Annotated in this window: 24 protein-coding genes; 16 read left to right on the top strand and 8 right to left on the bottom strand. The window is 63.6% G+C overall.

Annotation, left to right across the window (positions count from 1 at the left end; all coding sequences use genetic code 11):
* Positions 1-150 precede the first annotated feature (150 nt).
* The 10 genes from mshD to HNP00_RS09310 all read left to right on the top strand — a co-directional run bounded on the left by mshD (position 151) and on the right by HNP00_RS09310 (position 9,598).
* Positions 151-1,122, top strand: coding sequence for a mycothiol synthase (gene mshD, locus HNP00_RS09265; RefSeq protein ID WP_184738253.1), 972 nt, complete (start codon positions 151-153; stop codon positions 1,120-1,122).
* Between the two features lie 104 nt (positions 1,123-1,226).
* Positions 1,227-3,476: an RNA degradosome polyphosphate kinase gene (locus tag HNP00_RS09270; protein WP_184738255.1), complete on the top strand. Its 2,250-nt coding sequence runs from the start codon at positions 1,227-1,229 to the stop codon at positions 3,474-3,476.
* 11 nt (positions 3,477-3,487) lie between these two features.
* Entirely contained in the window at positions 3,488-4,456 is a 969-nt protein-coding gene (locus HNP00_RS09275; protein WP_184738257.1) for an NUDIX hydrolase, read from the top strand.
* A gap of 20 nt (positions 4,457-4,476) precedes the next feature.
* Entirely contained in the window at positions 4,477-5,280 is an 804-nt protein-coding gene (locus tag HNP00_RS09280; RefSeq protein WP_184738260.1) for a thymidylate synthase, read from the top strand.
* Positions 5,277-5,864: a dihydrofolate reductase gene (locus HNP00_RS09285; RefSeq protein WP_184738263.1), complete on the top strand. Its 588-nt coding sequence runs from the start codon at positions 5,277-5,279 to the stop codon at positions 5,862-5,864. The genes HNP00_RS09280 and HNP00_RS09285 overlap by 4 nt, the downstream gene beginning before the upstream one ends.
* 2 nt (positions 5,865-5,866) lie before the next feature.
* Positions 5,867-6,088 (top strand): NF038396 family protein, encoded by a 222-nt coding sequence (locus HNP00_RS09290; RefSeq protein WP_184738265.1) that lies wholly within the window; start codon positions 5,867-5,869, stop codon positions 6,086-6,088.
* 99 nt (positions 6,089-6,187) lie between these two features.
* The gene (gene asd, locus HNP00_RS09295) at positions 6,188-7,330 is read left to right on the top strand and encodes an aspartate-semialdehyde dehydrogenase (RefSeq protein WP_184738267.1); all 1,143 of its coding nucleotides are present in this window, start codon (positions 6,188-6,190) and stop codon (positions 7,328-7,330) included.
* Between the two features lie 189 nt (positions 7,331-7,519).
* Complete coding sequence (locus tag HNP00_RS09300; protein ID WP_184738269.1) at positions 7,520-8,527, top strand: WXG100 family type VII secretion target; 1,008 nt, start codon at positions 7,520-7,522, stop codon at positions 8,525-8,527.
* A 46-nt stretch (positions 8,528-8,573) separates the two neighbouring features.
* Positions 8,574-9,206: a hypothetical protein gene (locus tag HNP00_RS09305; protein WP_184738271.1), complete on the top strand. Its 633-nt coding sequence runs from the start codon at positions 8,574-8,576 to the stop codon at positions 9,204-9,206.
* Positions 9,203-9,598: a hypothetical protein gene (locus HNP00_RS09310; RefSeq protein WP_184738273.1), complete on the top strand. Its 396-nt coding sequence runs from the start codon at positions 9,203-9,205 to the stop codon at positions 9,596-9,598. The genes HNP00_RS09305 and HNP00_RS09310 overlap by 4 nt, the downstream gene beginning before the upstream one ends.
* A 41-nt stretch (positions 9,599-9,639) precedes the next feature.
* Here the strand turns inward: HNP00_RS09310 and HNP00_RS09315 are convergent, their stop codons facing one another.
* Complete coding sequence (locus tag HNP00_RS09315) at positions 9,640-10,758, bottom strand: winged helix DNA-binding domain-containing protein (protein ID WP_184738275.1); 1,119 nt, start codon at positions 10,756-10,758, stop codon at positions 9,640-9,642.
* A 108-nt stretch (positions 10,759-10,866) separates the two neighbouring features.
* Between HNP00_RS09315 and HNP00_RS09320 the strand changes: the two genes are divergently transcribed.
* From HNP00_RS09320 to HNP00_RS09330, 3 genes are all read left to right on the top strand, one after another.
* Positions 10,867-11,337, top strand: coding sequence for a hypothetical protein (locus HNP00_RS09320; protein WP_184738277.1), 471 nt, complete (start codon positions 10,867-10,869; stop codon positions 11,335-11,337).
* Between the two features lie 981 nt (positions 11,338-12,318).
* Positions 12,319-12,705 carry an amidase domain-containing protein gene (locus HNP00_RS23780; protein ID WP_395893810.1) on the top strand — a complete coding sequence of 129 codons (387 nt, stop codon included), beginning with the start codon at positions 12,319-12,321 and terminating at the stop codon, positions 12,703-12,705.
* Between the two features lie 119 nt (positions 12,706-12,824).
* The gene (locus HNP00_RS09330; RefSeq protein ID WP_221451366.1) at positions 12,825-13,133 is read left to right on the top strand and encodes a hypothetical protein; all 309 of its coding nucleotides are present in this window, start codon (positions 12,825-12,827) and stop codon (positions 13,131-13,133) included.
* A 39-nt stretch (positions 13,134-13,172) separates the two neighbouring features.
* On the opposite strand, the gene HNP00_RS09335 is transcribed toward HNP00_RS09330, so the two are convergent.
* From HNP00_RS09335 to HNP00_RS09365, 7 genes are all read right to left on the bottom strand, one after another.
* Entirely contained in the window at positions 13,173-14,240 is a 1,068-nt protein-coding gene (locus HNP00_RS09335) for a UDP-N-acetylmuramate dehydrogenase (RefSeq protein WP_184738283.1), read from the bottom strand.
* A 53-nt stretch (positions 14,241-14,293) separates the two neighbouring features.
* Positions 14,294-15,604 (bottom strand): MFS transporter, encoded by a 1,311-nt coding sequence (locus tag HNP00_RS09340; RefSeq protein WP_260404879.1) that lies wholly within the window; start codon positions 15,602-15,604, stop codon positions 14,294-14,296.
* Complete coding sequence (locus HNP00_RS09345) at positions 15,601-16,038, bottom strand: MaoC family dehydratase (protein ID WP_184738285.1); 438 nt, start codon at positions 16,036-16,038, stop codon at positions 15,601-15,603. Before HNP00_RS09345 ends, HNP00_RS09340 begins: the two co-directional genes overlap by 4 nt.
* 2 nt (positions 16,039-16,040) lie before the next feature.
* Positions 16,041-16,502: a MaoC family dehydratase N-terminal domain-containing protein gene (locus HNP00_RS09350; protein WP_184738287.1), complete on the bottom strand. Its 462-nt coding sequence runs from the start codon at positions 16,500-16,502 to the stop codon at positions 16,041-16,043.
* Positions 16,503-16,557: 55 nt separating this feature from the next.
* A complete protein-coding gene (locus tag HNP00_RS09355) occupies positions 16,558-18,057 on the bottom strand; it encodes an FAD-dependent monooxygenase (RefSeq protein WP_184738290.1) in 1,500 nt (499 codons plus the stop codon).
* A gap of 17 nt (positions 18,058-18,074) precedes the next feature.
* On the bottom strand, positions 18,075-18,323 hold the full coding sequence (locus tag HNP00_RS09360; protein WP_184738292.1) for a DUF3188 domain-containing protein: 249 nt from the start codon (positions 18,321-18,323) through the stop codon (positions 18,075-18,077).
* Positions 18,324-18,517: 194 nt separating this feature from the next.
* Positions 18,518-19,381 carry a CoA ester lyase gene (locus HNP00_RS09365; protein WP_184738294.1) on the bottom strand — a complete coding sequence of 288 codons (864 nt, stop codon included), beginning with the start codon at positions 19,379-19,381 and terminating at the stop codon, positions 18,518-18,520.
* A gap of 423 nt (positions 19,382-19,804) precedes the next feature.
* Between HNP00_RS09365 and HNP00_RS09370 the strand changes: the two genes are divergently transcribed.
* From HNP00_RS09370 to HNP00_RS09380, 3 genes are read left to right on the top strand one after another with little or no spacing between them, the layout of a single operon-like run.
* Positions 19,805-20,851, top strand: a complete 1,047-nt coding sequence (locus tag HNP00_RS09370; RefSeq protein WP_184738296.1) for an ABC transporter substrate-binding protein — start codon at positions 19,805-19,807, stop codon at positions 20,849-20,851.
* Positions 20,852-20,853: 2 nt separating this feature from the next.
* Positions 20,854-21,786 (top strand): ABC transporter ATP-binding protein, encoded by a 933-nt coding sequence (locus tag HNP00_RS09375; protein WP_184738298.1) that lies wholly within the window; start codon positions 20,854-20,856, stop codon positions 21,784-21,786.
* A complete protein-coding gene (locus HNP00_RS09380; protein ID WP_184738301.1) occupies positions 21,786-22,694 on the top strand; it encodes an ABC transporter permease in 909 nt (302 codons plus the stop codon). Before HNP00_RS09375 ends, HNP00_RS09380 begins: the two co-directional genes overlap by 1 nt.
* Positions 22,695-22,707 lie beyond the last annotated feature (13 nt).

The raw sequence follows: 22,707 nt of genomic DNA on the forward strand, positions 1-22,707 counted from the left end.
TACGGGTCGAACGTATCGCGGCCACCCCACTGGTGGATCCCCCTCGTTTCCCGCTTCGCAAAGCCGGACGAGTTATAGACCTTACACGGCCAAGGGAGTGCCCGCAAAATCCATCCCGCCAAACGGGCCGCGGACGTATAGCCTTGCAGCATGAGCCTTGCGCACCCGGAGAACTGGCCTGTCCTCGTCGTCAAAGGCGCCTCGGACCGCGAGCTGTTGAGAGACATCAAGACTCTCGCCGCAGCCGCAGAGGAGTCGGACGGCAATCCCCCCTTGTCCGAACAGACTTTGGTGATGCTGCGCGGAGCCGACGCCGGCGATCATTCAGTGCTCACGCTGGCCTTGTACGCTCCGGACGAGCAGTCCGATCCCGCAAGCGGACAGGACCTGGCGGGAATCGCCGTCGTCGTTGAAGCGGACGACGGGACCGGGGTCCTGGAAATGGCCGTCCACCCCAGCTACCGCAACCAAGGAGTCGCCGGCAGGCTGTTGGACTCGCTCCGCGACGGCCGCGGGCTTGCGGGGCTGAACGCCTGGTCCCATGGGAACCACGAGGCCGCCGCGGACCTGGCGGCCCACTACGGCTACGGTCCGGTGCGCGAACTATGGAAGATGCGGCTGATGTCCTCCACAACGGAACTGCCCGACGCCGACCTGCCCGAGGGAATCTCGCTGCGCGCCTTTGTGCCGGGGCAGGATGAGTCCGCCTGGCTGGCTGCCAACAGGGCGGCTTTTGCCCATCATCCCGAGCAGGGGTCCTTGACCAGGGCCGACTTGGACGCGCGGATGGCCGAGGACTGGTTTGACCCCGCAGGTTTCTTGCTGGCCGTGAACACCGACGGTGAATTGCTCGGCTTTCACTGGACCAAGGTGCACCCCCGGCAAGGTCCCCATCCGGCGATCGGAGAGGTCTACGTCGTGGGTGTGACGCCCGCAGCCCAAGGCCTGGGGCTTGGCAAGGCGCTCACTGTCGCCGGAATCAGGTATCTCCAGAGCCACGAACTGCATTCCGTGATGTTGTACGTCGACGCGGACAACACCGCCGCGGTTGCCCTCTACCAGAAGCTGGGCTTCGTGCGTTGGGACGTCGACGTCATGTACGCGCCGTTAACCGGCAAGTAACCCGGGACCAAGGAGCATCTGAAAGGTTAGGACATCTAGGATTCCGGCACGTGGAATCCTTGTAGGGTTGAAGCAAACCCCCGCGCTGAACGAAGGAGAGCCCGATGAATCCGGACCCGGTCGGAACCACCAAAACCGAGGTCAAGGGCGCAACCTTGCCTCCGCGCTTCGGTTCTTCGGAAGTCCCAGCCGCGCGGGCTACCCAGGATCGCATCGACATTCCTGAATTTGCGCCCTCCCTGGAACCGGAAGGCGACATCACGCCTGACCGCTTCCTGGACCGCGAACTGAGCTGGCTTGCGTTCAACTCGCGCGTTCTCGAACTTGCCGAGGACCCGGACCTCTTCTTGCTGGAGCGCGTCAATTTCCTCTCGATCTTTGCCTCAAACCTCGATGAATTCTTCATGGTGCGCGTTGCCGGCCTGAAGCGACGCATCGCCACCGGGCTCGCGGTGCCCTCCCCCGCAGGCCTGAGCCCCATCGAAGTGCTGGAGCAGATCGGCGAGGCCGCCCACAAGCTGCAGGAACGGCACGCCCGGGTGTTTGCCGAGCAAATCCGCCCCGCTTTGGCCTATGAGCACATCCACCTGATGCGCTGGGACGAGCTCGACGACGAGGCGCAGCACCGCCTGAGCGTGATGTTCGGCGAGAAGGTCTTCCCGATCCTGACCCCCCTCGCCGTCGATCCCGCCCACCCGTTTCCCTACATTTCCGGCCTTTCCCTGAACCTGGCAGTGATTGTCCGCAACCCTGTCAGTGACAAGGAGCTGTTCGCCCGCGTCAAAGTTCCGGACCAGCTGCCCCGCCTTGTCTCGATTGATGGCCCCCGCGCCGGCGCCGTCCCGGGCCGGGTGGCACGCTTCATCGCCCTCGAAGAGGTTATTGCGGTTCATCTGGACAAGCTGTTCCCCGGCATGGAAGTCATGGAGCACCACAGTTTCCGCGTCACTCGCAACGAGGACGTCGAGGTTGAAGAGGACGACGCCGAGAACCTCCTGCAGGCGCTTGAGAAGGAACTGCTGCGCCGCCGCTTCGGCCCTCCCGTTCGGCTCGAGGTCACCACGGACATCAACCCGAACATCCGTGCACTCCTGGTGCGGGAACTCGGCGTCGAGGAATCCGAGGTCTACTCTGTTCCCGCGCCCCTGGACCTGCGTGGCCTGTCGGTCATTGGTGGAATCGACCGCGCCGACCTTCATTACCCGAAGCACGTGCCCCACACCTCGCGGTACCTGAACGAATCCGAGACCTCCAAGGCTGCCAACGTCTTCGCCGCCATGCGCCGCCGCGACATCCTGCTGCACCACCCATACGACTCGTTTTCGACGTCGGTGCAGGCCTTCCTGGAGCAGGCAGCCGCCGACCCCAAGGTCCAGGCCATCAAGCAGACCCTGTACCGCACCTCCGGCGACTCCCCCATCGTCGACGCCCTGATCGACGCCGCTGAGGCCGGCAAGCAAGTCCTGGCACTCGTGGAGATCAAGGCCCGCTTCGACGAGCAGGCCAACATCTCGTGGGCCCGCAAGTTGGAGCAAGCCGGCGTGCATGTTGTGTATGGCATCGTGGGACTCAAGACGCACTGCAAGTTGTCCCTCGTGGTCCGCCAGGAAGTGGATGGCCTGCGCCGCTACTGCCATATCGGAACGGGCAACTACCACCCGCGCACGGCCCGCTACTACGAGGACCTGGGCCTGTTGACCTCGAACGAGCAGGTGGGCGAGGACCTGTCCAAGCTCTTCAACCAGCTCTCCGGATACGCTCCCAAGTCCACGTTCAAGCGACTTCTCGTGGCACCTCGCTCGGTCCGGTCCGGTCTGATCGACAGGATCGAGACCGAGATCCGCAACGCCCGCGCAGGAATTGCCGCCAAGGTCCAGATCAAGGTCAACTCGATGGTGGACGAGGCCACTATCGACGCCCTCTACCGGGCGTCGCAGGCCGGGGTAAAAGTTGATGTCATTGTCCGTGGCATTTGCTCACTGCGTCCGGGCGTACCTGGACTGAGCGAGAACATTACTGTTCGCTCCGTCCTGGGCCGCTTCCTGGAGCACTCGCGCGTGTTTGCCTTTGCCAATGCCAACGATCCCGTGGTCTACATCGGCTCCGCGGACATGATGCACCGCAACCTCGACCGCCGCGTAGAAGCCTTGGTCCAGCTCTCCAGCCGCGAAGACACAGCAGAAGTCATGGACCTGCTGCGCCGTTACCTGGACCCGGGCACCGCCAGCTGGCATCTCGACAACGAAGGTCATTGGACCAGGTTCCACCAGGCCGAAGACGGCACGCCGCTGTTGGACATACAGTCCTGGCTGCTGGCCTCCCGGTCCCGCCAACGTGCAGTTGCCCGGCGGTAGGTAGCGAAAAGTTGAAGAGCGATACACCTGTTGCAGACCAAACGGACCATCCGGGCGAACCGATCGCCGTCACGGCCGCCGGCGCTATTCCCTGGCGCGTCACCAAGGGCGCCCTTGAGGTGCTGCTGATCCATCGGCCCAAGTATGACGATTGGTCCTGGCCCAAGGGCAAGCTCGACGCCGGAGAAACCATTCCGGAGTGCGCCGTCCGCGAGATCCGGGAAGAAATCGGCCTTGAGGCTGCCCTTGGGATCCCTTTGCCACCCACGCATTACCACGTGGCAGCGGGACTGAAAGTGGTGCACTACTGGGCCACGCAAGTGAACGGCTCCGTCATCAAGCCGGATGGCGAGGAAGTGGACGCGTACATGTGGGCCGCGCCGGACAAGGCTGCCCGCTTCCTGAGCAACCCCACCGACGTGAGCCCCCTCCAGGCGCTGGCGAAGGCCCACCTGAACGGCGAGCTGGAGACATGGCCGCTGATTCTTGTGCGGCATGCCAAGGCCAAGCCACGGTCTTCCTGGACCAAGGCCGAAGGCAGCAGGCCCCTGGCAGCTACAGGCCTGCGGCAGGCGCGGGCGGTAGAGGGGCTTCTGGGCGTGTGGAAGCCCCTCCGGATCGTGAGCAGTCCCTGGGCACGGTGCGTATCCACCATCGCACCGTATGCCAAGGCAGCCGGGGCCAAGGTGAAACTTGTTGAGGCCCTAACGGAGCACCATCACCAGCGGAGCCCGAAGAAGACGTCCGCCGTCGTCGACGGTTTGTTCGACAAGCAGCGGGGGGTCGCACTATGCACCCACAGGCCGGCCCTCCCCACCATCTTGAAGAAACTCGGCGAGCACATGGGCCCGGAGCTTCGCGAGGTCCTGCCTACCCAGGATCCGTACCTGACCCCGGGCGAGATGATCGTGTGCCACGTGGCCAGGGGAAACGGCCAGAGCGTGGTGGCCGTGGAACAGATCAAGCCGTTCGACGACTGATACTCCAGTAAGCTGGGTGGGTGAGCATCCCAACCCCATATGAAGACCTCCTGCGTGATGTCATGGCCAACGGCACGCACAAGTCGGACCGCACGGGCACCGGCACGCGGAGCGTTTTCGGCCGCCAGCTGCGCTTTGATCTGAGCCGGGGTTTCCCGCTCATGACCACCAAGCGAGTGCACTTCAGATCGCTCGCGCTGGAGCTTCTGTGGTTCCTCCGCGGCGAATCCAATGTGAAGTGGCTCCAGGAGCAGGGTGTCACCATTTGGGATGAATGGGCAGATACCGACGGCGAACTCGGCCCGGTCTACGGCGTGCAGTGGCGCAGCTGGCCAACCCCCGATGGCGGACACATTGACCAGATCGCCGAGCTCATGAAGAACCTGGCAGCCAACCCGGATTCCCGCCGCCACATCGTCTCGGCCTGGAACGTGTCCGAGATCAAGGACATGGCCTTGCCGCCGTGCCACGCGTTCTTCCAGTTCTACGTTGCCGACGGCAAGTTGTCCTGCCAGTTGTACCAGCGCTCGGCCGACATGTTCCTGGGCGTCCCGTTCAACATCGCTTCCTACGCCCTGCTGACCTGCATGGTGGCCCAGCAGCTCGATCTTGAGCCCGGCGACTTCGTCTGGACCGGCGGGGACGTCCATGTCTACGACAACCATGTGGAGCAGGTTACGGAGCAGCTCTCCCGGGAGCCCTACGAGTACCCGCGGCTGCGCTTCAACCGCAAGCCGGACTCGATCTTCGACTACACCTTCGAGGACTTCGAGGTAGTCGGTTACCGCCACCACCCCTCCATTAAGGCGCCCGTGGCGGTATGAATACCCACGAAACTCACCCTTCGGAGTCGCCTTCTTCCGGAGAGACCGAGGAAGCACTCACTGGCATCGGTCTGGTGTGGGCCCAGACCGGCAGCGGAGTGATCGGCAAGGCCGGGACCATGCCTTGGCACATCCCCGAAGACTTGAAGCACTTCAGCACGCTGACAACAGGGCACCCGGTCATCATGGGCCGCAAAACCTGGGAGTCATTTCCCGCGAAGTACCGTCCTCTGCCGGGCCGAACCAATATCGTGGTGACCCGTCAACAGGGCTGGGCGGACTCGCCCGAAGCGAGCGGCGCCGTCGTCGTTTCCTCCCTTGACGCCGCCCTCCTCGAGTCCCAATTCGCTCCGGGCGGCCAGAATGTGTGGATCATTGGTGGCGGCGAAATCTATCGGCAGTCCATGGACATCGCGAATGTCGCCGTCGTCACCGTCATCGATACCGACATTGACGGCGACACTTTCGCGCCGGAGTTCGGCGAGGCTTGGAATCTTGAGGCGACGCAGCCCGCGGAAGGCTGGCTGACCTCCAAGACGGGGACCAACTACCGGATCGCCACATGGCGCCGGACGGAAGACTGAGAATGCTGAAGAAACCTGAGACCCTGTTCGTGCTCGGCTACATGTTGTTGCCGCTGTTCGCGCTGCTGTCCGCGATCATCGGCCTCACCATGATCCTGGGTGGCAACAAGATCCTGGGGATCATCGTCCTGGTAGTTGTGACCCAGGTATTCGCCTTCGGCGCCTTCTACGCCTTGCGCGCACGCAAGGCAGCCCTCCTTCAGGAGCCCGACGCCGGCAAGTAGGGCGTCGCGCTTGGGCCGGGTACCGGGCCGCCCCCGTCGCGGATTTCCTCGTGACGTAACCGACAGCGGCCGGAAGCCGCGAAAGTCTAGACTAGTCCAATGACTACAGCAGCTAATCCGTCCGTTGGACTGGTCGGTTGGCGTGGCATGGTCGGCTCCGTCCTGATGCACCGCATGCAGGAAGAGGGCGACTTCGCCAACATCAACCCGGTATTTTTCTCCACCTCGAACGCTGGAGGTGCCGCGCCGTCATTCGCTGATGGCGCAGGCAAGCTCGAGAACGCCTTCGATATTGAGACGCTTGCCAAGCTGCCGATTATTGTCACCGCCCAGGGCGGCGACTACACCAAACAGGTCCACGGCGAGCTCCGCAGCCGCGGCTGGGACGGGCTCTGGATCGACGCCGCATCCACACTGCGCATGAACGACGACTCCATCATCGTGCTGGATCCCATCAACCGCGATGTCATCGACGCAGGCCTGTCCGGCGGCGTGAAGGACTACATCGGCGGCAACTGCACGGTGTCCTGCATGCTCATGGGTCTTGGCGGCCTGTTCAAGAACAACCTGGTCGAGTGGGGTACCTCCATGACCTACCAGGCGGCTTCCGGCGGCGGTGCCCGCCACATGCGAGAACTGCTCAACCAGTTCGGCACCCTCAACAACGAGGTCAGCAGCGAACTGGACGATCCCGCTTCGGCGATTCTCGAAATCGACCGGAAGGTGCTGGCAACCCAGCGCTCCGGCGTCGACGCCACCCAGTTCGGCGTGCCGCTGGCCGGTTCCCTGATCCCGTGGATCGACGCGGACCTCGGCAACGGACAGTCCAAGGAAGAGTGGAAGGCCGGGGTGGAGACCAACAAGATCCTCGGCACGGGCGACGGAAAGCCGGGCAAGGACCACGTGGTCATGGATGGCCTGTGCGTACGCATCGGCGCCATGCGCTCCCACTCCCAGGCACTGACGCTCAAGCTGCGCGAGGACTTGTCAGTTACCGAAATCGAGAAGCTCCTGGACGCTGACAACGAGTGGGCAAAGGTTGTGCCCAACACCAAGGAAGCCTCCATGTCGGATCTCACCCCCGTAGCTGCCTCCGGCACCCTGGAGATCCCCGTGGGCCGTATCCGCAAGCTCGAGATGGGCCCGGAATACATCAGTGCATTCACTGTGGGCGACCAACTCCTCTGGGGCGCAGCCGAGCCGCTGCGCCGCATGCTGAAGATCGCTACCGGCACCCTCTAATCAGGCGAGGCCAATACCCTCCAGAAGCCAGGCTTTCGACGGAATCGCATTTCCCGCTGGAGGCCTGGCTTTTGCTTTGGCGCCCTGTTGGCGCTTCTGCCGGTGGGCACAAGTCCCCATCGCGGATACCGGGCTGGCCGTCTAGGGTCGTCACAGAACCGATGACCACTTCTATCGCTGGGAATATCTGTGGCAGGAAACCTCTGGGGCGCCGACGTCGCCCAATTACGCCAGCTGGCCCAACAGTTCGGGAGCGCCTCCGAGGCCCTCCTGAATCAATCCACCCATTTGTCCGGGCAGATCAACAACACCACTGCGTGGAAGGGCGAGGACGCAGCGCGCTTCACCTCGGAATGGAACACCAGCCACCGCGTTCTGCTGATGCAAACCGCAACCAGCCTCAAGCAGGAATCGAAGAAGCTCCTCGAAAACGCATCCCAGCAGGAAAGGGCCAGCAACGGTTCCGGCGGCGGACCCATGTCGATCCAGGGGACTGGACCGGGTCTGCACGGCGACAAAAACCCCTGGGGGCCTGACTGGCTCGCCAAGGGTTCGACATTCCGGGACATCTGGGGTGCTCGAAGCAGTATCAAAGCGCCCTTTGACCTCGTCAAGAACAGCCTCGGCATCTATCAGGTCTGGCAGAAGGGCATGCCGGGACTGGCGGACTTCGCAGGCTGGAGCAAGCTATGGGGCAAGCTTCCCGCCCAGAGCGCCGCCTTCAACCTCTTGGATTCGGCCACGGACATCCTCGGAGCGAAGAACCTTCAGAAGTACGTTCCGTCACTGAACAAACTTCCGAGTATCTTTGCCGAGAACAAGTGGCTGTTCCAAGGCAAAAGCGACGTGCTGGAATCACTGGGCAAGGGCGGTTTGGGCCGAGCCATCGGCTGGGCAGGCGTGGGCTTGAATGCGTACGACACCGTAAGTAACGTTGCCAAGGGCAACTATGGTGATGCGGCCGTTTCAGGCGCCAAGACGGCGCTGGCGGTGGGTTCGTTCCTGCCCCCTCCGGCGGGCACGGTGTGCATGGTGGCCAGTGCGGCATGGGCCGTTTACGACATCCCAGTCGTCAAGAACTTCGTCAATGGGGCCGTCTCCAACACCGTGGATGCAGTTGCCGACGCCGGCAAGGCAATCGGCGACGGTATTGCCGACGTAGGAAAGGGTGCTGCCAAGTTTTTTGGATTTGGATAAACGTCGCAGATGAAACGCACAATAGACCCACGCTAGGAGCACCATCTTGACCACCAATATTGAAGCCCCCGCTTCCACTTCCGCAGGCTTCGGCTACAGCGAACTGGCTTACATTCTCCGATCTTTCGATACCGCCGCTAGTGCGCGCTCGGCCCAAGTGCTACGGATGCAGGAGGACACGGCCAACGAAGCCCTCTGCCTGGCCGGGGCCTCGTCCTTGCTGGCACACGGATACGCTAGCTACTCCGACGGTACCCGGTTCGAGATACCCGCGGCGCCCGTAGCCTACGCCCTGGCAAATGCCAGGGTGTGGAGCCAAATTGAGCTCCTCACGGCGGAGAGCAACGACACCGTTGTGCACGTGGAATCCGATGAAGTTTCCATGCTCTTGCAACCGCGCATGCTGATGTCCTGGTTTGCTTTCGCCCAGAACCCCGACCTTGATGGATCCGAGGCCATACTGGACGTCCTGGAGGAACATGTGCGCCAGCATCCGGAGGGCACTGCGCTCCTGCGGACCTTCAACCTGGACCAGGAAAAGCACCTCCTGATCCGCCGGGACCGTGACGGATGGACCACAGGAGTAGTGCCCGTCCCGGACAGCGACGCGGTGGAAACGGCCGGACTGGACAGGGCTTCGTTCCTGGACCAGATCCGCGCCACCCGGACGTGGTCATGACCGGGCGACGCAGCGGCCCGTGGGAAAAGCGCGCCCAGGCGGACGCGCAGTCCCGCGGCCTGACCCGGGAAGAATACGGCGTCTACAAGGGCGACCACGGCGCGATCGTCAAGCCAGTCAACTCTGCTGGCGGTTTGCTTGCCATCGCGATCATCCTGACGATAATCGCCGTCTTCCTGCTGGTGCTCCTGGTTCTGTCCATCGTCGCGCCGGGAGACAACCCGAACAATGCGTTCGGTCCCCGGTTCGTCATCTCCACCTTCATCGGGGTGAGCGTGGCGGCAGTGGCTTGGGGCTACGCCATCAAGGAATCGCGGGCTTCGCGACTCAGGAAATCCCGGGGCAAGTCCCTCAACGGCCCGAATCCACCGGAACCGCCACGGGTGGCTTAGCCTGCATCGCGCGTTTTGGCCATCCGAGTGCGGGGTTTCTCCTACGAAGCCATGAACTTCAGGTACTTTGCCGCCTGCACATCGAAGGAGCGCGCTGCCGCCGGCGGCAGTCCCTGTGGATCGAAGGGCTCAGGCACGACGGCGGCACTCCGGCCCGTGCCGCTCCTTGCCCAGGTGCCCACCACCTCTCCCGCGCTGACGATCATCCGTTTGAAGACCCCATTGCCGCCGGGGACCACCTTCTGGGAATGCTCCGCGGGCAGGACAAGGCTGCGGTCCGTATACCCGAGCAGGAATTCATCGAACCCCGGCAAGGCGAGGACCGTCCGCGAGCCGGGAACGCCGTCGTCGAGCAATGCGGCCATTTCGGGGCCGAGCCAATAGGACGTTCCCTGGAAGACGAGCTCAACAAGTTGCCCCCGGATGGCCTCGTGGGCCGCCCGGACGTCCGTTTTGGGGATTTGGCTCCACCAGGCGAAGTCGTTGAGCGTCGCTGGCCCGTGGCTCTGGAGGTACGTGAGCAGGAATTCGGCGATCCCCTCTTCACGACCTAGCTCGTTGGATTCCGGAATCCACTCATCGAAAGCCACGAACAGTTGCTGTCCGAGCGCTTTGCCTGCGGTGCCCGCCGGAGGGCCTTGGACAAGCCAGGCGTTCTGGCACAGAATCCAGAGCAAATGGATGCCGCGCTGGGCCGCGGTGGTTTGGCCTGCGGATTCGAAGATCTTGAAAAGCTCCTCGCGGGTCGCACCGGGGCTGCCGGCCACGCGTTCAAGAGCCAGATCCCTGCAAACGGCGATGTCGGCCTCCGCGATGCCCAGCTCCCGGTGCCGTGCAGCAGCAGAACGTATGGTTCGCTCTGTGGTGATGGCCAATATCCACCGCAAATCTTGCGGTGGAACCAGATGCAGCGTTCCCCGCATGGGCCAGGAACGGACCACGGTGCCGTTCTCCAACGATTCCAGCACACGCGAGAGACCGGCGCCGGGGACACGCTCCCCTACCGCCCAGAACGCCGACGCAAGGTCTTGTGCCTGTATGGCGCCCATCCGGGCCACGCATTCCTCCACGCTGCTGAATCCACGGAGCAAACCCTGGCTGGCCAAGCGCAACCTACCGATGATCTTGGGAGTGACGCGGATCTTCGCCGAAGCTGCCATGGCCCCATCATAGGCCGCTCAGCGGACAGCTTCTGTCCTCAATAGCAGCACGAGCAACTCCCATCCCGCTCACAGGGGTCTTCCAGCAGGCCCTCCTACGCTGAAGGAATGCTGTTCGGTGATTTGGGTCCGCTGCTGCGGCCGCTCAGCCGGCGGTTAGCGGCCGCAGGTTGGTGCGCTGCCGCCGTCGGGCTCGTCTGCGGACTGGCGATAGCCGTTGGTGCGGGAGTGCGATTGTCACCATCGATGCAGGCGGTCCAGGAGGTGGGACTGGCTGCGACGGGCGCCGCAGCCCTCTTCCTCGGCCTTGCCGCCGCGTGCCAGCCACCGTCCGTCCGGCAGGCTGACGATCCCGAACCGGGGTTCCAGACAGGCGCCGCCGATCAGGTGCGCAGCTTCCTTTTTGCCGCGGTCGTCATGCTGCTCGGCGCAGTTGGCTTCGCTGCCGCGGGCTGGATTTCGCCCAGCGGCCCGTCGCCGCAAAGCATAGCGTTCAGCCAGATCTTCCTGCTGGGGGCATCCAGCTGTGGGCTGACGTTCCTGCTGCTCAACAAGGTCCTTCCGACGGGAAAGCGCTGAAGCGCTTCCTGCAGGCACGTTCCTAGGGGCACGTTTCGAACGTTCGGTAGAACAAGGCGCGCCCTCTTCCTAGCAGATGGACGTGAAGCACCCGTGCCAACACTCAATTTTCGCCCGCGGCCCACCTCATTTATGACTTTTGCCACTCATTCGCCGATTCCGCTTACAAACTGATCGCACGTCGTCCCGGGCGTTTGAAAAAGGTGGACTTGATGGCAACGCGAACAAGAATCAGTGCAGCAACAGTTGCAATCGGAATTGCCTTGTTGGCCTTCAGCCACAGGTTGCTCTGGCAAAAGACAAGGCGGGTCCCGCGCAGCCGGCACCTCCGGCCGTCGAGGCGAAACCCGTTGCAAAGCCGGATACGGAATCATCTGCGTCGATCCAGCGAGTCATCTGGCGGACCATCGATCGCAGGAACCATCAGGTGGTCGCTGGGGACCAGTCGGCCAGGGCCTATGAAGTTGGCCAAGACGTCGCGCCCGACGTTGTTGCCTCAACCGAGCAGGAATACACGAAACTACACAAGCGCCGGGACGAGCTGGCAACCTACGGGGTCGTCTTTACCGGCAGCCGGTCCGAGGTCACGGTCAAAGAACTCAGCGTGGCGGATGAAAGAGCGTCAGCCATTGTCTCTGAGGCGACCCATTGTCGTATGCGCCTCAGGACGGGACACAGAGTCCTGACCAGATCTACGTCTACGAACAGAAGTTCGAACTTGTGAAAACAGGGGCCACATGGAAGATCACGGGCACCCGACCGACCAAGCCAAGTCCCATGTCTCCGACAACCGTCATCGCCCCCGCTGACCAGACTGTTCCGTCAGTGCGCTCACAGAAGGAACCAGCTCACGGCGCCAAAATCTACCGGGATGCGAAAGGCAATCCGGCCCGGCTTCCCAAGGAACTTCAGGATCTGAAGAACCTCGGACCCAACGGCGAGCCAAAAGGCCAGGGAGCCGCACCGACGGCAACGCCGATAATGCTGACGGCCGGGACGAGTTACAACTACTACAACATGATCGTCTATGCCGCGACGTGGTTTAACGGGCACAACTGGCAATATCACAACTACGACGGGGGCCTCGGGGACTGCACCAACTTCGTCTCCCAAGCTTTGGCCGCCGGCGGCTGGCAACAAGTAGGGTCGGCTTCTTCTGGGAGCGAACCGATCCCAATAAGTGGTACCACAGCAATCCCGACTCTCACACGTGGAGCGGAGCGCAAAACTTCTTCCGTTTCGCCATCAATTCCGGAAGGACCTACGAACTTTCCTACTTGGCGAGTATGGGTCCAGCTGACATCATGCAGATCGACAAGCGAAACGCCACCTACTTTGCCCTCCGCACCTAGATCGGGGACTACGTGAAACGGTTACTCCAAGTTATCTGCGCAGCCCTGATACTGCTCACGCTGTCGGCGTGCGATCCATACAGTGGGCTGCCTAGCCCACAACCGGAACTGCGGGACAAGACCGTCCAGAGAGTGATGTCCTATCTCCATGCCAAAGACGCCGCCGGCCTTAAAACCATGGCCCCGGCGGAATTCGCTGAAGTCGAGAAGGACGCCGATGACTGGATCAGGAAATGGGGTGGGGTCAATGACACCGACTACCGGGTCTCGTATAGGGCCCCTGGCGGCACAACGAATTATGACGCCACCGTCCAGGCAAAGTCGGCCGATGGCGCAGCAATTACTATCACCATCTGGCTGAGCTGGGTAGAAGACCGCTGGGAGATCGGGCCTCTGGGGCACTATCCAGGAAGCCCACCCGCCGATGTCCCGAAAAACAAATAGGCCCAGCGGAAGGAGCTACTGACCTGGCTCCAACCGAAGCTACAACGCCAAACCGATCAGCAGCGGTTCCGGATGCAGCTCGATGCCAAAACGCTCGACGACGCCACGGCGCACCTCGCGCGCGATTGCCACCATGTCCTCCGCGCGAGCCTCTCCCCTGTTGGTGATGGCCAGGGTGTGTTTGGTGGAGAGGGAGGCACGGCCACCTGACACACTCGCGGGATCGAGTCCGAACCCCTTTGCGAATCCGGCCTGATCGATCAGCCAGGCCGCCGAAAGCTTCACGAGGCCATCGCTTCCCGCCGGGTACTGCGGTGCGCCCTCCGGCAGGGATGCAGCCGCGGCGGCCGGAACAATCGGGTTGGTGAAGAAGGAACCCGTGGAATACGTGTCCCTGTCCGAAGCGTCCAGGACCATGCCCTTGGAGGCACGCAGCCGCAAGACTTCCCGCCGGACATCGTTGGAATACGCGCGCTTCCCGGCCTCGACGCCCAGGGACCGGGCTAGCTCTGCGTAACGGATGGGTGCGCTCATGCGTCCGAGCGCCAACTGGAACTCAACCGTCAGCACCACGTAACGGGGCGAACCCTGGATAGTGGTCTGCTTGAGGATGGAGTCCCGGTAGCCGAACTTGAGCTCCGAGTTGGTGAAGGTTTGCACAGCGTTGCGTTCACGGTCCCACGTGCGGACAGCTGCGATGGTCTGGGAGACGTCGGCACCGTAGGCGCCCACGTTCTGTACCGGGGCGCCGCCCGTCGCTCCGGGGATGCCGGAGAGGGCCTCCAGCCCGGACCACGCGTGCAGCACGGAATGCTCCACGAGAGCATCCCAATTGTGCCCTGCTTGGACCACCACCGAGACTCCGCCACAACTATCTTCCGAGTTGACGGTGAATCCTTGCGAAGCGATCTTGAGCACGGTGCCTGGGTATCCGGCGTCGGAGATCAACAGATTGGATCCGCCACCGATGATGAGCAGCTTCTCGCCGGCAGCATCCGCCGAACGGACGGCGTCGATGATTTCGGCCTCGGTGCGGGCCTCCACAAAGGTGCCGGCAGGGCCACCCACAGCGGCCGTGGTCAGTTCGGAAAGCATCGTCTGGGTCACCAATCAAGCCTAGCGGGGATTGCCAGCGCGAGCCGACTCAAGAACGCGCTGGCTCAAGAACGCACTGGCTCAGGGGCGCGCTTCCGCGAGACGGGCGCCAGGAAGAAGCTCGCGACGAGCAGGACCAGGACTGCGAGCAAGGAATGCAGGATGCCGAAGTGCTCCGCCAGCAGGCCCAACAGCGGCGGACCGCAAAGGAAAGCCCCATAGCCGATCGTGGACACCACCGAAACCCGGGCCGCTGCGTGGGCTGGATCGTCCGCGGCAGCGGACATGCCCACCGGGAAACCCAAGGAAGCACCGAGCCCCCAGATGGCCAGGGCCACGAAGGCCAGCCACGGCACCGGCGAGAAGACAAACAGCGCCAGGCCGACCACGGCAGTCGCCGAACACCAACGCATCACCGGAACGCGGCCAAAGCGGTCCAGGACCACCGTCCCGGCAAAGCGTCCCACCGTCATGAATGTCACGAAGATTCCATAGCCCACGGCTCCGGCAGCATCGGATTGGCCGTGGCCATCTGCCAACGCCAAGGCCACCCAGTCCCCCGCCGCGCCCTCAGCCAAGGCGAGCCCCAGGACGAGCAGGCCGAGCAGGAGGGTCCTGCGTTCACGCCAGGCCCGGGCCACCATGCGTTTACTGTCCAGTGGTTCGGCCGGTTTCTGCTGGCCGGGCTGGATGATGGGCAAGGGACCGGTTGAAGGATCTTCGAAGGTGTCCAGCTTTTCGGGCTTGAAGGCCTTGGCTGGTGCTACCGGCGTCGAGTCCGCACGGAACCAGGCAGCGGCTGTCACCACTGAGACGGCGACCACCAGGCCGGCCGCAGCCAGATGCCAAAAGACCGGCAGTCCCGCTGCAGCGGCCCAAGCACCAAGTCCTGCGCCCGCAACGGTGCCAAGGCTGAAGGATCCGTGGAGGCGGGGCATGATGTGCCGTTCAAGGGCGCGTTCCAGCGATGCTCCCTCGACATTCGACGCCGTATTCCAGCTGGCTGTGCCGAGGCCGATCACCATGAGCCCGGCCGCCACCACCACAGCGTTGGCCAGCACCGACGTGCCAAAACCAGCGACCGCCAGGCCGAGGCCCACCATGGCACCGCCGATTCGTGTGGTCAGGCGTGATCCAAGCCGGATCACGATCACCCCGGAAGCGGACACAGAGAGGAACGATGCCACCGTCATGCACATCAACAAGAGGCCTACAGTGCCAGGCGTCAGGTGCAATCCGTCGCGAATGGCGGGCAATCTGGACACCCAGGACGAGAAGGCCAGGCCGCTCGCGCCGTACGCGACCACCACAGCATTGCGCCACCGCGACAAATCCGCCGCGGTGGCGCGAGGTGCTGATTGTTGCAGCCTGCTCAAGCGAGCTTCACAACGGCCTGGGACTTCATGAGGACCTTCTGCCCGGCAAAGGTGACGGTCAGGTCGATGCGCGCGGTGCGGGCTTCGGCGTCGAGCGCTCCCACCACTCCGGCAACCTCGATCACGGCACCGGGCTCGCTGGTACCCGTGGTGTCGGCGACGAGCACCGGTTTGGTGAAACGCGTCTGGTAGTCGACGACGGCGGCAGGGTCGCCTGCCCAGTCGCTCACCAATTGCACGGCCGAACCCATGGTGAACATGCCGTGCGCTATGACGCCCGGCAGCTCGACGCCGGTGGCGAAGGCTTCGTTCCAGTGGATCGGGTTGAAGTCGCCGGACGCGCCCGCGTACTTGACGAGGTCCTGGCGGGTGACCTCGATGCTGCGGGTGCCGATTTCCTGCCCGACGGTGAGTTCTTCAAGTTTCAAGGTCATGGCTACTGTCCCTCTCCGCGGACCAGGATGGACGATGTGGTGGTGGCGACCCTTTCGCGCTGGTTATCCTCGCGGACTGCGAAGATTTCCGAACGGGTGGTGATCATGGCCCCGCCTCCCATGGCGCGGACGCCGTCGACGTGCAGTTCGGCCCGCAACTGATCCCCGGCAACGATCGCGCGGTGGTGCGTGAAGCGCTGGTCGGCGTGCACCACCCGGCTGAAGTCAATCCCGGAATCCGGGTCCTCGATCAGCTGGGCATCGGCCCGCTGGGCGACGATGATGGCGAAGGTCGGCGGGGCGACGAGGTCGTCGTGGCCAAGGGCTTTGGCGGCTTCGACGTCGAAGTGGGCGGGATGGGTGGCCTTCACGGCCCGGGCGAACTCCCGGATCTTTTCGCGGCCGACGTCGTACACCTCTGCGGCAGGGTAGCTGCGGCCCTGCAAATCCGGGTTAATAGTCATAGTCCAACCCTATCGGCCCTGGCGGCGTCTCCGGATTAGCGTCGAAGCCGGGCGGCTACTCCGCGGTAGGCGGTCCGAACCACGTGGTGAGCGCGTCAGCGAGGCCCACCTGGGTTTGATCTCCCGTCCAGGCCACGTATCCGTCGGGTCGAATCAGCACCGCGACGGGAGCAGCGACCTCCCCGATTGCCGGAAGCTCCCACACACCACGGTATTCGGCGTCGATCAATTGAACCCGATCTGCCCATGGGGCGATGTCGAGGCCGCCGGGCTCGCCGAGGTTGAGGAGCACCGGCCGGGCGTCGTGCAGCAGGCTGAAGACGCGCAACGGGCCGCTAGCTGTGACCAGCTCGAGATCGGGCATGCGACGTCCCAATAGCGAGTGGCCCTCGCCGACGTCGTAATGGACGTCCAGACCGGACTGCATCGCGGCGAAGCGCTTACAGGGCTCCTCCATGCCGAGGAGCTCGGCAATAACCTCGCCCACGGCCTTCGTGCGTTCGTCCGGGCGGCGAAGCGCGGTCAGCGCCATCGTATTGCGCAGCACGCGGGCAGCCACCGGGTGGCGCTCGGCGTGGTACGTATCAAGAAGGCTTTCCGGTGATGTCCTGTTGACCACTTGGGCAAGCTTCCATCCCAGGTTCACCGCATCCTGTACACCGATATTGAGGCCCTGCCCTCCGTCCGGGGCGTGCACGTGGGCGGCGTCGCCGGCCAGGAGGATCCTCCTGTCGCGGTAGGCCGCAGCTTGCCGCGACATGTCGGTGAACCTGGAAATCCAGATCGGGCTGTGGACCCCGTAATCGGTCCCGCACACGGCAATGAGCGCTTCTCTGAGGTCGCGCAGGGTCGGTTCGCCCGCGTGCCCGACGTGCTCTTCGGTCACCATGACCCCTACCGGGCCACCATCCTTGTAGACCACCTGGCCGTCGCGGATCTCGTAATCCAACTTGCCGAAGGAATGGATGCCAAAGGCATTGTGGTGGATCCCCAATTCGGGTTCCTCGGCCATCTCGACCTGGGCGATCAGGCTGCTGGTGGTCGGATCCCAGCCGGGGAACTCGATACCGGCCGCCTTCCGGATGACACTCCGGCCTCCATCGCAACCGACGAGATACTCCACCCGTAACCGCTGGCCGGCGGACAGCTCGACATCGACGCCGGTCTCGTCCTGAGCGAAACCGGTCACCTCGCGTCCGTAATAGATCGGTACCGCCAGCTCAGCGACCCAGCCGGCCAGGATGCGCTCGATATGGTTTTGCCACAGCCCGAGGCCGTAGTTGTGCCGCATGGGAAAGTCGCTGATGTCCAGACGCACGCCAGCGAACCCCGCGACCTGTGCTTTCTGCCCTTGCGACAGGAACCGGTCAGCGATTCCGCGCTGATCGAGGACCTCGATGGTGCGCGAGTGCAAACCGCCTGCACGTGATCCCGCGAGATCCTGGTTTGCGCGCCGCTCGACAATCGCGACGTCGACGCCCGCCAACGCCAGCTCGCCCGCCAACATCAGCCCTACTGGACCTGCTCCGACGATCAACACGGCATGCTCGGTCATAGCTACACTCCGGTCGGTTACTTCTTCAAGCCCTTGCGGATCTGCTGCTTCAAGCCCTTGCGGATCTGCTGCCCGCGGACCACCATGCCCACGACATGCAGGACCAGGCCGAGCCCGATCACAGCCAGCGAGGCTAGCGCAAGGCCTTGATTATGTGAGGTGTTGCCGACAATCGTGAGGATGATCCCGACGGCGATAAGCCCCATCGCGCTGAAAACCAGCGTCTTGTAGGTGGTGGAAGCAGTTGCCCAGAATTCGTTCAGCACGACCCAAGTTTAGGCCACGTGCCGACCCTCGCTCACATATCAACGGTTATGGGCGAACGCACGCTCACATATCAACGGCTATAGGCGAACGCTAGCTCACATCATCTGCGCGGGCGTTTCGGGAATTGCCGTCATAAGTGAGCGAGCGTCGTGAAAAAGCCGGAAATAAGTGAGCGAGCGTCGGTGGATGCTCTTTACAGGGAGGGCTGGACCCCGAAAGCCACGGCGAGCTTCATGATCTTCTCGGCGCGGCCCAGTCGCGGAAGGTCGGAGCCGTCGCGGATGACCCTGCCGTTGGCTTCGAAGTCGTTCATGAAGTCGGTGGCCCAGGCGACATCCGACGGCGTGGGGCTGATGACCTCGTTGATGACCGTGGTCTGGTCGATGGCCAGGCAGAGCTTGCCGGTCATGCCCATGGTCACCGTGATCCCGGTCTGCTCGCGCAGGATCGGGTGGTTGGTACCGACGGTAGGGCCGTCGATGGGACCCGGGAGGTTGCCCACGCGGCTGGCGACAACCAGCTTGGCCCGGGGGTAGGCCATCGCCTCGGGCGTGGCGGCCATGCCGGTGTCCCGGCGGAAGTCGCCCGAACCGAAGGCCAGGCGGAAGGCACCCTGGGCGCGGGCAATGTGGTTGGCTTCCTCGATGCCGAGGGCCGACTCCACGAGGGCCACAACAGGAGTCTTGCCATCCATGCGGTGGAAGGACTCGGTGACCTGGTCCGCGGACTCGGTCTTGGCCAGCATGACGCCCAAGAGACCGGGCGTGCCGCGGAGACCGGCGAGGTCATCGGCCCAGAACGGGCTCGTGGCGTCGTTGATGCGAACCCAGGCCTGGCCGCCAGCGGTCAGCCAGTTGATGACGTTGTCGCGGGCAATGTCCTTCTGGGACGGGTCCACCGCGTCTTCGATGTCAAGGATGATGGCGTCCGCGCGCGATGAGGCCGACTGGTCGAAAAGCTCCGTCTTCATGGCATTCACGAGGAGCCAGGAGCGGGCAATGTCTGCGGGAATGTTGCGGGTGGACCGAATGGATTCGGCGGCGGTGCTAGACGTCATGTATCTACCGTATCCGGCCAGCCGCCAGGAACGCTAAGAATAGGGCGCAGGTGTGAGCATCAATACGAACAAAACGATTGTGACAGGCCGTCCCACCCCAACTAGCTCGCAGTTGTTGTCGTTATGCGCCGCGAAAACGACAACAACTGCGAGTCAGTTGGGTTTGGCGCACTTTGGGGAGCCCGCAGCTCAACGCAGCTCAACGCAGCGACGCAGGGCGAATTGTGTCCTTGCATTGCCCGGAGTTGCGCGGGCATTTCGCCGGATTTCCCCCGGTTTCCCGGCGTTTCCTGGCGTTTCCTGGCGTTACTGCCAGGCTTCCCCTGAGCAGTGGACATGCGCTTACATCGTTCCCACCGGCACTTCGGTCTACTCCAGATCACGACCGGACCAACGACACTCATTCCCCGGAAAGTAGCTCCCATGAAACTGCAACAGCCCCTGCTAAGCGTCGCGGCCGCCGTCGTACTTGCGCTGACGGTGACCGGTTGCGGCGGCAACGCCCAGGCGGGAGACCAACAAGCCGGCCAGCCCGAGGTCAAGGATCTCCGTTACCAGGGTTCGGCGAACAACGTCGGCCTCCCCGAGTTGGCGGCGGACCTGGGCTATCTGGGTGACATCAGGCTCAACTGGGTAGGCAACACGACCAGTGGCCCGCAGGACATCCAGTCGGCGGCCACCAACCAGACCGACTTTGGCGGTGCGTTCGCAGGGGCTGTGGTGAAGCTGGTTGAGGCAGGGGCTCCGGTGACCGCCGTCGTGAACTACTACGGCGAGGACGCGAAGACCTTTAACGGCTTCTACGTCAAGGCGGACAGTTCCATCAAATCCGCCAGGGACCTCATCGGCAAGAAGATCGCGGTCAACACGCTGGGCGCCCATGCCGAAGCCGTCATCAGCAGCTATCTCAGCAAGAACGGCCTCAGCCAGGACGAAATCAAGCAAGTCCAGCTTGTCCCGCTGGCGCCCAACGACACGGAGGAAGCCGTCCGCCGGGGTCAGGTGGATGTCGGAACCTTGGGAGGCGTCCTGCAGGACCACGCCGTCGCCGCGGGTGGCCTGCGCTCGCTCTTCAACGACTACGAACTCTTCGGCACCTTCGCCGGCGGGCAGATCGTCCTCCGCAACGACTTCATCGAAAAGAACCCCAATACAGCGCGGACCTTCGCCACAGGCGTGGCCAAGGCCATCAAGTGGGAGACCGAGACGCCGCGCGACGAAGTAATCGCGCGCTTCAAGAAGATCATCGACGCCCGCGGACGCAATGAGAGTACCGCGAACCTGCAGTACTGGAAGAGCCCAGGCGTACCGGACAACGGCGTCATCAAGGACGAGGACTTCACGCGCTGGTCTTCGTGGCTGAAGAGTTCGGGGATTGTGAAGACCGATCTCACGCCCTCGAAGTACTACACCAACAAGTTCAACGATCTCGCGGCAAGCCCCGCCGCGAGCACAGCGAAGAACGGATAGCCATGACCGTCAAAATCAGCCTCCGCAACGTCACCAAGAAGTTCACTGTCCGCGCCGGCAAGGGCTCCAAGGCCTCCCCGACCGGCGCGACTGGCAAGACCGGCACGAAAGAGCCCAGCACCCTGACCGCCCTTGACTCCTTGAGCCTCGACGTGCGCGACGGCGAATTCCTCACGTTGGTGGGGCCCAGCGGTTCCGGCAAGACCACCTTGTTGGACCTCCTGGCTGGCCTGTCCACGCCCACCTCCGGCGAGGTATTGGTGGACGGCCGGCCTGTGAAGGGACCCGGGAAGGACCGTGCCGTTGTTTTCCAGCAGTACGCGCTCTTTCCCTGGCGCACGGCGTCGGCCAATGTGTCGATCGGGCTCGAAGGCAGGGGCATCGACGGGCGCAAGCCCAACCGCCGCGAACGTGCCGCCAAGGCCAGCGAATACCTCAAGCTGGTTGGTTTGGCCGGCTTTGAGGACCGTTTTCCGCATGAGCTCTCGGGCGGCATGAAACAGCGCGTGGCCATCGCCCGGAGCCTCGCTTATGAGCCCGATGTGCTCCTCATGGACGAACCCTTCGCCGCGTTGGATGCCCAGACCCGTGAACAACTCCAGGACGAGCTCCTGCGGATCTGGCAGGCCACGGGCAAGACGATCGTGTTCATCACCCATGGCATCGACGAGGCCGTGTACCTGGGCCAGCGCGTCGCAGTCCTCAGCGCGCGGCCCGGACGGCTCAAGGAAATCGTGGAGGTCGACATCCCGGACCGCGACGGCGAGGACGACATCCGCTCGCATCCCGCCTTCGTCGAACAACGGCACAAGGTCTGGACCTTGCTGCACGACGAAGTCCGCCTGGCCCAGGACGCCGGGCACCGCAAGATCCTGCCGGACGGCACCGCCCCGGATGAAGTCCCTGGAACAACTCCCGAAAGGAGCGCAGCCTGATGACCGCAACACTCACCCAACAGCCCGCGGCGAGCGCCGCCCCAAAGCAAGCGCCCGACGTCGGGCGCTCCGGTCCTGTTGAGGCGGGGCGTCGGAGCACGACGGCGATACTCGCCTTTGTGCGGACGGCCGCCGCCCGCGCCGGTTCCGGCCTGTGGAAGTCCGCAGGGATCATCGCGTTCCTGGCTCTCTGGGAACTCGGGCCGACATATCTGGCCAGCCCGTCAACCCGGGTATTCCTGCCGCCCTTGCACGAGGTCCTGGCCGCGTGGGGCAAGCTGTTCGAATCCGGCACCATCCAAGGGCATTTGGCCGCGAGCCTCACCCGTTCGGTGTCGGGATTCGGCGCGGCCCTCGTGGCTGGCGTTTCCCTCGGTCTGCTGATCGCCTGGTACGGACGGCTCAATTCGGTGTTGAACCCGCTCCTGGAACTGTTCCGTAACACTGCCGCGCTTGCACTGCTGCCTGTCTTCACACTGCTGCTCGGGATCGGCGAGGAGTCCAAGATCAGCATCGTGGCCTACGCGGCGTTCTTTCCCGTCCTGCTGAACACGATCGCGGGCGTCAAGACCGTGGATCCGCTGCTCATCCGGGCCGCGAAATCACTCGGCCTCTCGAGCCTCGCCCTGTTCCGCAAAGTGATCTTGCCTTCCGCGGTGCCCACCATTTTCACGGGAATCCGCATGGCCGGCACTGCCTCCATTTTGGTGTTGATCGCCGCGGAAATGGTGGGGGCGAAGGCCGGGCTCGGCTACCTCATCGTGAACGCGCAGAGCAGTTTCCTCATTCCGGACATGTACGCCGGCATCCTCACGGTGTCCCTCCTGGGCTTGGCTGTGAATTTCCTCCTCGTCGCCTTGGAACGGCACTTCTCGCGTTGGCGGACCGCCGTCGGGTCCGGTTCCTGACCGTCAATCCAAC

Origin of the sequence: Arthrobacter sp. AZCC_0090, from assembly GCF_014207375.1 — a bacterium.
Taxonomy (GTDB): domain Bacteria; phylum Actinomycetota; class Actinomycetes; order Actinomycetales; family Micrococcaceae; genus Arthrobacter.

Coding starts and splice junctions, on each gene's coding strand:
- mshD (WP_184738253.1), top strand. CDS start 151: ATGAGCCTTGCGCACCCGGAGAACTGGCCTGTCCTCGTCGTCAAAGGC.
- HNP00_RS09345 (WP_184738285.1), bottom strand. CDS start 16,038: ATGACCTTGAAACTTGAAGAACTCACCGTCGGGCAGGAAATCGGCACC.
- HNP00_RS09320 (WP_184738277.1), top strand. CDS start 10,867: ATGCTGTTCGGTGATTTGGGTCCGCTGCTGCGGCCGCTCAGCCGGCGG.
- HNP00_RS09285 (WP_184738263.1), top strand. CDS start 5,277: ATGAATACCCACGAAACTCACCCTTCGGAGTCGCCTTCTTCCGGAGAG.
- HNP00_RS23780 (WP_395893810.1), top strand. CDS start 12,319: ATGCTGACGGCCGGGACGAGTTACAACTACTACAACATGATCGTCTAT.
- HNP00_RS09375 (WP_184738298.1), top strand. CDS start 20,854: ATGACCGTCAAAATCAGCCTCCGCAACGTCACCAAGAAGTTCACTGTC.
- HNP00_RS09380 (WP_184738301.1), top strand. CDS start 21,786: ATGACCGCAACACTCACCCAACAGCCCGCGGCGAGCGCCGCCCCAAAG.
- HNP00_RS09370 (WP_184738296.1), top strand. CDS start 19,805: ATGAAACTGCAACAGCCCCTGCTAAGCGTCGCGGCCGCCGTCGTACTT.
- HNP00_RS09350 (WP_184738287.1), bottom strand. CDS start 16,502: ATGACTATTAACCCGGATTTGCAGGGCCGCAGCTACCCTGCCGCAGAG.
- HNP00_RS09270 (WP_184738255.1), top strand. CDS start 1,227: ATGAATCCGGACCCGGTCGGAACCACCAAAACCGAGGTCAAGGGCGCA.
- HNP00_RS09330 (WP_221451366.1), top strand. CDS start 12,825: ATGTCCTATCTCCATGCCAAAGACGCCGCCGGCCTTAAAACCATGGCC.
- HNP00_RS09290 (WP_184738265.1), top strand. CDS start 5,867: ATGCTGAAGAAACCTGAGACCCTGTTCGTGCTCGGCTACATGTTGTTG.
- HNP00_RS09355 (WP_184738290.1), bottom strand. CDS start 18,057: ATGACCGAGCATGCCGTGTTGATCGTCGGAGCAGGTCCAGTAGGGCTG.
- HNP00_RS09310 (WP_184738273.1), top strand. CDS start 9,203: ATGACCGGGCGACGCAGCGGCCCGTGGGAAAAGCGCGCCCAGGCGGAC.
- HNP00_RS09315 (WP_184738275.1), bottom strand. CDS start 10,758: ATGGCAGCTTCGGCGAAGATCCGCGTCACTCCCAAGATCATCGGTAGG.
- HNP00_RS09365 (WP_184738294.1), bottom strand. CDS start 19,381: ATGACGTCTAGCACCGCCGCCGAATCCATTCGGTCCACCCGCAACATT.
- asd (WP_184738267.1), top strand. CDS start 6,188: ATGACTACAGCAGCTAATCCGTCCGTTGGACTGGTCGGTTGGCGTGGC.